Annotated in this window: 3 protein-coding genes; 1 reads left to right on the top strand and 2 read right to left on the bottom strand. The window is 42.5% G+C overall.

Annotation, left to right across the window (positions count from 1 at the left end; genetic code table 11):
- Positions 1–3: 3 nt before the first annotated feature.
- Positions 4–3,660, top strand: coding sequence for an AAA-like domain-containing protein (locus JGK14_RS13185; RefSeq protein ID WP_325315158.1), 3,657 nt, complete (start codon positions 4–6; stop codon positions 3,658–3,660).
- A gap of 161 nt (positions 3,661–3,821) precedes the next feature.
- Here the strand turns inward: JGK14_RS13185 and JGK14_RS13190 are convergent, their stop codons facing one another.
- Complete coding sequence (locus JGK14_RS13190) at positions 3,822–9,326, bottom strand: trifunctional serine/threonine-protein kinase/ATP-binding protein/sensor histidine kinase (protein ID WP_325315159.1); 5,505 nt, start codon at positions 9,324–9,326, stop codon at positions 3,822–3,824.
- 226 nt (positions 9,327–9,552) lie between these two features.
- Positions 9,553–11,946, bottom strand: a complete 2,394-nt coding sequence (locus JGK14_RS13195) for a GAF domain-containing protein (RefSeq protein WP_293181719.1) — start codon at positions 11,944–11,946, stop codon at positions 9,553–9,555.
- Positions 11,947–12,616 lie beyond the last annotated feature (670 nt).

Here is a 12,616-nt window from a genome sequence, read left to right on the forward strand (position 1 = left end):
GCAATGACCAGAGAATTTCCAGTTAGCGATGAATATCAGATTGGCGGTAGTCTCCCAGCAGATGCGTCGTGTTACGTCACGCGCCAAGCAGACTTGGACTTTTACGAATGCTTGAAAGTTGGTGAGTTTTGTTATGTTTTGAACTCGCGCCAAATGGGTAAATCTAGTTTGCGGGTGCGGGCGATGCGAAGGCTGCAAGCGGTCGGTACTGTTTGTGCTTTTATCGATTTAACTGGGATTGGTAAGGAAGATGTAACTCCCGAAAAATGGTATGCGGGAATGATCAATTCTTTGGTCAGTAGCTGTCAGTTAGGTGATAAAATTAATTGGCGAAATTGGTGGCGAGAACGCCGGGATTTGTTATCGCCACTCCAGCGGTTTAGTTTGTTTATTGAAGAAGTGGTTTTAGTTGAAATTCCCCAAAATCTAGTTATTTTCATTGACGAGATCGATCGAGTGTTGAGCATGAATTTTTCGGCGGATGAGTTTTTTGCTCTAATTCGCTGGTTTTACAATCAAAGAGTTGACAATCCTCTATACAGTAGGTTGACTTTTGCGCTGTTGGGAGTGGCGACTCCTTCGGATTTGATTGCGGATAAAACTCAAACTCCTTTTAATATTGGTAAGGCGATAAATTTGGGCGGTTTTAAAATTGATGAAGTGCAGCCTTTGATTGATGGTTGGCGGGGGCGGGTTGTAAATTCTGAAAGCGTTATTGCTGAGATATTAAATTGGACGGGCGGACAACCTTTTCTGACGCAAAAGCTGTGTAAGTTGGTGTTGGAGGAATCAGCATTGGGTAATTCGCGATCGGTTGAACAGGTGGTGCAGTTGCGGATTGTGGATAATTGGGAATCCCAGGATGAACCCGAACATTTGAAGACAATTCGCGATCGCATTCTGAGAAATCAGCAAAAAGCCGGACAGTTATTGGGGCTTTACCAGCAAGTTTTGGAATCGGCTAACCCCCCCCAACCCCCCCTTGCTAAGGGGGGGCTAAATACCGCTATATCTCCCCTAGGAATGGGTGAGCTAAATTCTGTTCTTGCTCCCCCCCTTACCAAGGGGGGGCTGGGGGGGGTTATTACTGATGGTAGCCCCGAACAAACCGAATTGCGGCTATCAGGTTTAGTCGTGCAACATCAAGGCAAATTAAAAGTTTACAACCAAATTTATGCCGAAGTTTTCAATCTGGAATGGGTGGAAAAACAGTTAGGCAAGCTGCGGCCTTATGCGGAAAGTTTTAATGCTTGGGCTGCTGCTAATTTTGAGGATAATTCGCGGCTGCTGCGGGGAAATGCGCTGCAAGAGGCTCTGGAATGGTCGATCGATAAAAATTTGAGCTATCTCGATTACCGCTTTTTAGCAACATCTCAAGATTTGGAAAAACGAGAATTTAAATTAGCTTTAGCCATTCAAGAAGAAGAAGGTCAGATATTAGCAAAGGCGAATGATACTTTAGTTTCAGCTCAACAACAAGCAAAAGTAAAATTAACTCAAGCCCAGCGGAGGGCTACCCGGATTATGGCTATCGGTTCTATAGTTCTGGCAGTTTCTATCATCACAGCAATCTCGATCCAATTACAAGTAAAAAAAGCCCAACAGGAACTAGCAGAACAACAAGTAGTGCTACAAACTTCATTCTCTAAAGTAGCTTTAGTTTCCGATCCTTTTGCAGCACTGCTGACAGCATTACAAGCAGCACAAAAGATGAAAAAATTAGAACCATCAGCTACCAAAGATACACAGATGCAGGTAATGAGAACCCTGCAACAAGCAATATATCATGTCAGAGAACGCGATCGCGCGATCGGTCATCGTGGCGCTATCAGAAGCGTAACTTTCAGTCCCGATAGCAAAATTTTTGCTTCTGCTAGCGAGGATGGTACGGTAAAACTGTGGAATGCCAAACCAGCGACATTGATATCAACCCTGACAGGACATACTGGTAGAGTTACGAGTGTGAGTTTTCATCCTAATGGCAAGATTTTGGCTTCTGGCAGTGAAGATGGTACGGTAAAGTTGTGGGATGTAACGCGCAGCACTTTAATTAAAACTATTAAGGCTCATCATAGCTGGGTAAGAACTGTTAGCTTTAGTCCTGATGGTCAAATTCTCGCTTCCTGTAGTTCCGCTGGTTTTATTAATTTGTGGAAAACAGCCGACGCTACATTATTAAAAACTCTGAAAGGACATACCAATATCGTTACTCATATTAGTTTTAGTCCTGATGGTAAAACTCTCGCTTCTGCAAGTTTCGATACAACCGTGAGGCTGTGGAATATTGGCGATGGAACTATCATAAATACTCTGAAAGATCATAAAAGTAATACCAGAAGTGTCAGTTTTAGTCCCGATGGTAAAACCTTAGCTTCTACCGATCAAGAAGGCCTAGTCAAACTGTGGAATGTATCCGATGGAACTTTGCTACAAAACCTCCCAACTCATCGCAGGGCTGTCTGGAGTGCGATTTTTAGTCCTGATGGCAAAACTCTAGCTACTATTAGTTCCGATAGTACCGTAAAGTTGTGGAATTTAGATGATATAAACGACAATAGAATTGAACCGCAACTTCTCAAAGGACATCGCGGGAGAATTGAGAGTATCGGTTTTAGTCCAGATGGCAAAACTCTGGTTTCTGGAAGTTTTGATAGTGCAATCAAGCTGTGGAATTTAGAGGTTAGGGAACCGCAAACTATTAAAGGAAATAGCACTAATGTTCAAGCTGTAAGTTTTAGTCCCGATGGTAATACGTTGGCTTCCGGTAGCGACGATTTTAAAATAAAGCTGTGGAATAGCAAAAATGGTACTTTACTCAAAACTCTTAACGGTCATCAAGGTCGGGTGTTAAGTGTTAGTTTTAGTCCCAATGGTAATATGTTAGCTTCCGGCGGTGATGACAAAACAGTAAAGTTGTGGAATGTGCAAGATGGTAGATTGCTAAAAACTCTCAACGGCCATCGTGCTTGGGTAAGGAGAGTTCGCTTTAGTCCAGATGGGAATACCGTTGTTTCTGGTAGTTCTGATAGTACAGTAAAACTTTGGAATGTCGCAGATGGTAGGTTGCTGCAAACCTTTAAAGAACCTCGCAGTATTGTCACCGATTTAAGTTTTAGTCCAGATGGAAAAGCTCTAGCTGTGGCTTGTTCTGACGGTGATATAATGCTATTAAATTTAAAAACAGCTACTTTGATGCAGGCTTTTCCAGCCCATAGTGGTTGGGCAAATACCATTAGTTTTAGTCCCAATGGTAAAATTTTAGCTTCTGCTGGTTCGGACAGTATCGTCAAACTATGGAATGCCGAAAATGGCAGCTTATTGTTCACTCTCAAAGGACATTTATCGGGTGTAACTAATATCAGTTTCAGTCCTGATGGCAAGATTTTAGCTTCATCTAGTGAGGAGGGTACTGTGAGGCTGTGGAATATAGAAAATGGTATGGAAATTTCCACGTTAGAAGGGCATCTCGGTAGCGTTAATAGCGTTATGTTTAGTCTCGATGGTAAAACACTGGCTTCTGCTGGGCTTGACAATACTATCAAGTTGTGGAACTTAGAACTTGATTTAGATCGTTCTATTAGTCAAGGTTGCTTGTGGTTGGAAGATTACTTTGCTTCCTATCCTGAAGAGGCGATAAAATTTAGCCAAATCTGTAAATAAATAATTTATGGCTGAGCGATTATATTGCCAATTATCCTGAAGAAAGGGCGATCGCAGATTTGTGCTGTTCAAAAAATGCCATAAATTATCACATAATTCAGGGCTTGTAGATACTGTCTTGACCTTGTATCTTAAAAGAGTGAGGGCGATCGCACCGACAATCAGTCGATCGGCACTTCGATCGCAAATTCCGTACCTGCGCCCAACACAGATTCGCAAGTCAGCTTACCACCGTGGGTTTCCTCCACAATTTGGCGGCTGATAGACAGCCCCAAACCCGTACCCTTCCCGACTCCCTTCGTAGTAAACAAATGGTCAAATATTTTCGCCCTCACATCCGGCGACATCCCTCCCCCGTTATCTTTGATGCGAATCACCACGCTGTTGTTATCCGGCGAGACATGGGTGATAATGGCGATCGTATTAGGTACAGCCTCAACAGAAGCATAACTGCGACCCCGATTGAATTCGTCAAAACAGTCGATCGCATTTGCCAACAAATTCATAAACACCTGATTCAACTGTCCCAAATAACACTTAACTTTCGGAATATTTCCATACTCCTTAACCACTTGAATCAGCGGGCGGCCTGGATTAGCTTTCAAGCGATGCTGTAAAATCATTAAAGTGCTGTCAATTCCTTCATGGATATCCGCCGACACTTTTTGGCTGGTATCGCCACGGGAGAAGGTGCGGAGAGATGTGCTAATGTTACGAATGCGATCGCACCCAACTTTCATCGACCCCAACATTTTCGGCAAATCTTCTATAAGATACTCCAAATCAATATCCTCAGCATCCTGTGCAATTTTTGAGCTAGGATCGAGAACTTCTTCCTGATACAGTCGCAAGTGGCTAATTAAATCGCCCACAGCCGCAGTAGCTTCGGTAATATTCCCCGAAATAAAACCGACTGGATTGTTAATTTCGTGAGCGACACCAGCAACTAAATTGCCCAAAGAAGACATTTTTTCACCTTGAATTAATTGCAATTGCGCTTGTTGCAGTTCCGCAAAAGACTTTTCTAACTGTTGGGATTTTTCTTGCTCGCGCGCGTACAAACGAGCATTCTCGATCGCAATAGCGACTTGACTAACTAAAACCTTTAAAACTTCCACCCTGTCTGCGGTAAAAGCTGCTGCCGCTAACTTATTTTCCAGATAAATAATCCCTTGCAACTGGGATTGATAAATAACTGGCAAACACAGGATTGATTTAATTTCAAATTCTCGAATGTACGCATCCGCATTAAAAGGTGCAGTAACAGTCGCATCATCCAATACCAGAGGCTTTTGAGTGCGAAAAACATAGTTTATAGCAGAAACAGGCAAATCTTGACTATTTTCAAATGGTATAGATCGTAAAACTGTAGCCTGGGTATCAGTAGAATTTCCTACAGCTTCGATGTAGAGTTTATTATCTTTTAGCAGCAGCAGCGCAACTTTTTGAGCCGCCGCATTTTCTAAAATGATTGTGATTAATTTTGTCAGCAAGTTGTCCAGGACAATTTCACTGTTAATGGCTTGCGAAGACTTAATAAAAGTAGCCACGTCTAAAAAATCGCCTAAACTGTTGCTGGTAGTGCTTCCAGTATTAGTGCGCGTGACATCGATGGGTCGAGTTTCTGTTGCGCGCGTTTGTGCTACTAAGAAAGGATGTCTTGATTCCAAGTGTTTAACTTTCGCTAGAGCTCCCCAGCGGATATAGCCGTAATAAGCCTTAGTCAGATATGCTTGAGAAATTATCTGTTTTCCCAGAAATTGATAGAATTCTCCGGCTAATTCATAGGCTAATGCTTCCTCTTGAATATAACCATTTTTGGCAGCTCCAGCAATTGCGCGATCGTACAAATCCATTGCTTGCGTATCATACCCCAATACCCGCGCTTTCTCCGCTGCTACCAAGTCATATTTGTGTTGATAATTCATTGGAGCATCAACAGCCCATTTTTTCATTTTATTTTGGTTTTGTACCAGTTTATTTAAATATTGCTTTTGCCCCTCTTTGTCAGATTGGGAATACAAAGCTAGGAGACTGAGAGAGTAGTAAAAATTATTCAAGGAAACTAGATAAAATCCAGAAACTGATTCTTCATATTTCTCAAATAACCTTGAATTTTCTGAAGCTTGTGCATAATTGCCGAAGAAGAAATTAATCATAGATTTGGCATTACAAATAAAACAAACTAAAAAAAAGTTTTTAGTTTCAATTGCAGCCGTAACAATTTGGTCTTCATTAAACTTCTTATCTACCAAGTTACATGATTCTACAGATTGACCACGCAAAATTATGGCTGTATATCTCAATATACTAATACATTGTGAAGAGCCTTCTTGTTTAAGTTTCTGCATTAATTTTAGATACTTACTTATTTCCTCTTCAACCAGTTCGAGAGGCTCTCCCATCCACAGTTTATAAGTACAATATCCATTGACAGAATAACCAACATACGGTAAATCTCCAGTTTCGATTGCAGCCTTAAACCCTTCCATCATATAACTCAAGGCTAACTTGATATCTACTTTACGGTGTTGAATTGAACAAGTAAGTATTAGATAAACTCTACTTTTGATAGAATCAGATGGAAATCTATCTAAAAGCCTAATTGCCAATTGACCAAATTGGTATCCTAAACTAATGTCTCCTATTCCACACAAAATTGCACCATAAAAAACGTAAGCGACACTAGCATAAGGCGAATTTCCATATTTAATGGACAGCTTAACCATCATAAATACTAACAATGGTAATAGTCTGGGCTTGACCGCCATCGCGGTACCCAGAATCCCTGATAAAATTCGCATGGTTGCTTGTTTTTTAGAATCTGTCATTTCTGGCAAATTAGCTAAATCCTCAATTCCTTTCAACCCCAATCTCAGTTTTGTATTAATCAATTCCACCAAGATATTCAATAATTTGGGATTTTGAGGAAAATAAATCCCTAACAATTTTAGGACTTCCAGCCCTGTATTTACTGCTTCACTAACTCTATTTTGAACAGTATAAGACTGAATTTGCAGCTCATAAACATTGAGTTTGTCCAGTAAAGTTTTAGCCCGACTTAGAATAACATCAACTAATTCTTTTGAGATTGAATAGTTCGTATTTAAGTATTCAGCTCCCGCTGTTGATTCATAAATTGCTAACGTTAATTGATACTGACTGTCCCAACTCTCCTCTGGCAATAATCCCATCGCCACCCGCAAATACCTCACAGCAGCTTCATAAGCATTCGCTGATTTTGCTTTGCGTCCCGCAGTTAAATTTAATTCGGCTAACTGCGTCTTTTCTGCTGGCTGGCTAATTGTGTCAATTCCCACATTCAACTGATTGACAATATCAAAGATGTTTTCTTCTAGCTTTTCGGGTGGAGTATTCTGTAACAGTAATTCGCCAATTTTTAAATGGGTGGATTGCTTTTGATTTTCGGGAATGAGAGAATAGGCGGCTTGCTGGACGCGATCGTGCAAAAATTTGTAACTAACCCGCGAAGTATCTAATTTGAGGTCGATCGATTCAGCGCGATCGAAAACCAAAGGAATGCGATAAGCATCGCTCAACGGCAGAATCAACCCTGCTTGCAAAGCTGAATAAAGTTCAGTAGCTGTAACATTCACTGACTCTTCGCTGACAAGTGACAGTACATCTAGAGCAAATTTATCGCCCACGCAAGCTGCTAATTTTAACACTTCTTGCGTGGCTGCGGGCAACTTTTCAATGCGAGAAGCTACGAGTTCGACGACACTTTTATCGGTGATTCCAATCGCTTGAATTTCATCAATACTCCAATCCCAGCCTCCTTTACCTGCTAGATAATCGAACTCGAATTTTAAAAAGTTTTCTTGATAAAGTGCTTGTAACAGTTGCGTTAAAAAAAAAGGATTTCCTCCCGTTTTATTGCAGATTAATTCGGCTAAATTGTTGGCTTTTTCTGTGAAATTGCTAAGGGTTTCAAAGACTAATTCCGTTACATTTTCTAACTCTAGCGGTTGCAATACAATATTGTTGACAACCGTACCCGTTTTTTCAATCTCTTCTACTGTCTGAATTAACGGGTGAGTCGGACTAACTTCATTGTCTCGATAAGCACCGATTAGCAACAAATATTGCTGGTCGGGGTCAGTTATCAGTGTTTGCATTAACTTTAATGTAGCTGAATCTGACCACTGCAAATCGTCTAAAAAGATAACTAGCGGGTGTTCTTTTTGGGCGAAGACGCGAATAAATTCTTTGAATACGCGATTGAAGCGATTCTGCGATTCTACAGGGGAGAGTTCTGCTACTTCTGGCTGTTTACCGATAATCAATTCAACTTCCGGAATTACATCGGAAATTACTTTGCCGTTAGTTTCCAAAGCTGTTAAAATTTTAGTGCGCCATGTTTCTATAGCAGCAGTGCTTTCTGTGAGCAATTGGCGCAGCAGCGAGTTGAATGCTTGAATTAATGATGCGTAGGGAATGTTACGTTTGAATTGGTCGAATTTGCCGCTGATGAAGTAACCTTTTGAGCGAGTTATTGGTTTGCTAACTTCGTTGACGACTGCTGATTTGCCGATGCCAGAATAACCGGATACTAGCATTAGTTCGCTTTGGGAACGGGCGGGTTTTTCTGTATTTTGGTTGGGTGGTAAAGATTGGGGCGAAAGGGTTTCGGCGTTGGGGGGGGCGGGTTTTTCTGTATTTTGGTTGGGTGGCAAAGATTCGGGCGAACCCGCCCCTACACGTTCAAAGGCTGCTAATAGTTCGTTGACTTGGTTTTCTCTACCGTATAATTTTTGGGGTATCAACAATTGGCTGAGAATATCTAAGCGTCCGGGGATAAAATCGATTATTTCTCCTGTTGCTTCTAACTGATGCAAACAATTTTCTAAGTCTGCCAATAATCCGGCTGCACTTTGATATCTATCTTCGGCATTTTTTGACATCAATTTCATCACTATTCCTGAGATTGATGTGGGGATTTCCGAATTGATTTGAGCGGCCGAAATTGCTTGAGTTGCGATGTGGCTGTAAACTATTTCTAAAGGGTCTTTACTCGGAAATGGCAGTTCACCTGTCAGCATTTCATACAAGGTAATTCCGAGTGAATAAAAGTCGGTGCGGTAGTCGAGGGTGCGGTTCATTCTCCCGGTTTGTTCGGGAGACATATAAGCTAATGTGCCTTCGACGGAGTTGGGATTGTTAAATTGTGGGTTTTCTTTGTTTAGTTTTGTCGCAATCCCGAAGTCGGTGAGTTTAACTTGTTTTGTTTGGGAGTTGATAATGATGTTGCTGGGTTTGATGTCTTTGTGAATAATCTGATTTTGGTGCAGGTATTCTAAGGCTTTGACGATTTGGATGGCGATGTTTAAAGTTGCTAGCAAACTCAGCCTTGCTTTTTCGAGTAGTTGTCCGAGAGACTCGCCGCCAAAGTCCTCTAAAACTATGCCTAATCGGTGGTTAAAGGTTTTGAGACTGATGGCTTTGACGATTTGTTTGCTATCTAAATTTTGGCGGATTTGATATTCGTGTTTGAGGCGGGTAATGGCTTCGAGTGTGGGATATTCGGCTTTGAGAACTTTAAGAATTGTTGCGGACTCGTCGCTCGCTCTCTGTCCGTGATAAATAATTGTTTCGGCACCTTCGTGCAGAGTAGAATGTATTTGGTATTCTGAAAAAATTTGCATAGGTTTATTTTAAAAATTTATGGCATCTAATTTAGCCTAGACTAGCGCTAATTTAGGGGAAATTTATGTGATGCCGATCGCACTTTTTGACGCTACAAATCACAAGCAACGTACAAAAGCTTGATGAAAACCTTGCTGGGTCAGGCTTGCACTCATCAATAGACATTTTGTAGGGTGCGCCGCAGCGCACCTTACTCGTAGTAATTGCTGTTTAAATTAGCGATTTTCAATCTTGTACGACCGTAACTTCACTGATATGAACAATTGATTCGGGTTCCGGTAAAATACGGACGCGGGCAAATTTTAAACCGCTGACTCCTTGCAGTGATTCTACCATCCCTGTCTGCACTTTTGCTTCTACCCAACCTTCGCGAGACAAGTAGCGCAGGTATTGTTGGTACTCTTCCCATTCGTCTTCGGTTGAATAAACTACGGTTAGCATTCCTGATTGGGTAATTCGCTCTTGTGCGTCTTTGTCAACGGCTTTTTCGATGCGCTTTTTGACGAGTTCGTAGCGGATGTCGCGGGTGCCTTTGACATCAAACATTTTTTCGGTATTTTCATTATGAAAAATGTCGATGGTGGTATTTTGTACTAAGACTAAATGGGCTAGTTCCATGTTAATTTGAGACTCGGCTTGCAGGCGAAAAACTGTGCGACCGCAGTCGCAAATTGCTCGCAGTTGTTCGTACCGCAAACTGTGCAAATGAAATTGGCTGAATTTGGGATCGATCGCCTTTCCGACATATATCATGTGATCCATGCCGTCGGTGCATTCGATGTCGCAGTAGTGGGGGAGGATTTGCTGCATTTTTTCTTGCCAGCGAGTCCAGGTTTCTTGGAGTTTGGTGCTGATTAGGTTTAACATTTGATCGTAGCGGTTACGATCGCCATAAACGCAGTTGTGTTCGTTATCGCAGGCGGCTTGGTAAGCTTCAACTGCTGCCTGAACCGTGGGGCTACACTGCACAAAGTAGTCAAAATACACTTCTAAACGCTCGTTTAAATATTCGGCTGCTCGCACCTCCATATCGACTGTGACTTTTTCTTTTAAATGCTCGATGTAGTCGAGCAAGTCGAGCCGCAGTTGCTCGCCGAGGTGGGTAGTTTGTGTTTTACAAACGGCATCGGCTATGGCTAAACCCAAGCGGAATTGTTCGAGCAAATCTGTTTGAATGGCTCGGTTTCTTTCGTCGCTGGAACCGCGGATGTCGGAAATTCCGTAGAGGGGATGAACGTCTGCAAATACGATCGTCTCTTGGGGCAGTCCCCAACTGCGCCTTTCTGCTTCTTGGGCGAAGCGCCACTCGACTGCGGGATGAATGTTGTGAATGTGGGTAAACCGCTGCTGGATGGCTTGCCGCAGGGCTGCAATGAAGGCGGGAATGAGTTCTTGGGCGTGTTGGGCGTCAATGTTGTTGAAGTGGTTGGGGCGATCGCACAACAGCCCCACAACGCCCAAAATCCGCAGCCCGCAGCCCTCGCGGGTGACTGATTTGACTACCAGGGGCACCAGCAGCATCGATTGAGCGCCCATTTTCCGCAAAGTTCGCTCGCACTCGGTGCGGCACTCCCGGCGCAAGTCTGGGACGTTCCAAACTTGATTTGCTGCGGTAGCCTTGAAAAAGTGAGAAGTTTCTAGGGACTCCATTGAATAAGCAACCGGCTGCAAATGATGGCCGTCTTTAGCAACTAATAGCTGTACCTGTTCGCCGTCGGGGCGCAAAAGCAAAGTGCCGTCAGCATTAAAGAGCGATCGCAAATAGCGATCGATTCTCTCAAATTTGTCAGGGCGCAGCATGGAATCGCGATCGATCAATAACTGAGTCAGGCGGCGAATTTGCTCCTGTACCGTGACATCAAAACCTTCTAGCAGCAGCAAACCTTCGATGCGGTAATTATCTAAATTTAGTCGATCGGCTAAACTTCCCAATTGATTAGGCTGCATCAGCCAAGCTTCCCGTTCTGCAACAGGCATTAAATTTAAGGGAAGATCTGCAAATTCATCTTTTTTTGAATTAATCTGAGTAATTTTCAACTGTTCCGAACCCAGCCAAAATTCAATAAATCTAGATTCATCCTGTTGCGAATTTTTAATGCTCACCGTGACAGGTTCATCTAGCACCCGCAAACCATCGAGGCTTATTTCATAAAATTGCTTAAATACCCAGTGTAAAAGGTGGCGGCGGTACAATTGTTCTACTATTTTTGCATCACAATCCTCGAACAGTTCTAGCAAACAGATCCCAGTTTCTGTAAACCAACCGTTATGAGATTGAGTTACCAAAGGCGTTCCCTCCCAGCCCGCCAAGCGACAAAATGCCGCGTTAGCGTAACGCAGAGCAAAAGTTCCCGGTTCCATCACTGCGATTAAAACGCGGCGATCGCCCAGAAATTGAAACAGTCGCTCTAAATCTTGTTTCCAAGTTTTCAAGCGTTCAATTTCAGCAGATTGAGTCGGTACTTGAGCCGTCAAAGCTTCGAGTAGCTGTTCCACATCTGGTTCGTTGGGCAGATTCTCACTGTCTTGCTCTGTCGCAATGATATCTGGATCTGCCGTTGGCAGTGATTTTACGGAGTTGTTATTGTTTTGAGAGGAAGATGATTTAGGAGTAGGCATGAGGAAAACACCTGAAAGCAGTAGATTTTGTTAAACAATGTGAGCGATCGGCGATTTATGGATTTGTCAAGAACTTAGAGCCTGTTTGTAAAGTTTCTGTGTATGTATCCGAAACTAAGTATTTTCTCGGACGATATGTTCCTAAATTTTTACTTTTCTTCACAAACAAGCTCTGAGTCTTGACGTTATAAGTGATATTAACGTGTTTGCGACCTGGCTGGTAACACCCATTATAAGTGGTGTGCCGTAGTGGATAGTGTCAGCGACTAATGCTATAGCGGTTCTCAGAAATATCAGGTACGTTGTTGGGCTTGGGCCCTCTTTTATGTGGTTATAGAAGCCGTCAGCCATACCTCATCTTTTTGAGAAAGGCTATATTTGACTCACAGGCGAGATATATGGCAGCTTTCGGTTGAATGAAGAACAGGCCCGGTAATTGGAATTGGGCATTGATAATTGAATTGGTAATTTGTAATTGGCAAGTGGCAAGCAGGTTGCGAGCCACTAATTTAGCCAATCAAACGGGAGCATCTCAGTTTTGTAAAAAGCATTTTTTTTTATAGTGCGAGCACTTCAAGAGCTCGCGTATTCTACAAATCGCGAGCGGGGACAGCACTATTAAAAGCAAAACCAATAAAGTTGCTATTGGGCAATGGAATAATTAAAATAT

It is taken from the genome of Microcoleus sp. PH2017_28_MFU_U_A (assembly GCF_020738035.1).
Taxonomy (GTDB): domain Bacteria; phylum Cyanobacteriota; class Cyanobacteriia; order Cyanobacteriales; family Microcoleaceae; genus Microcoleus.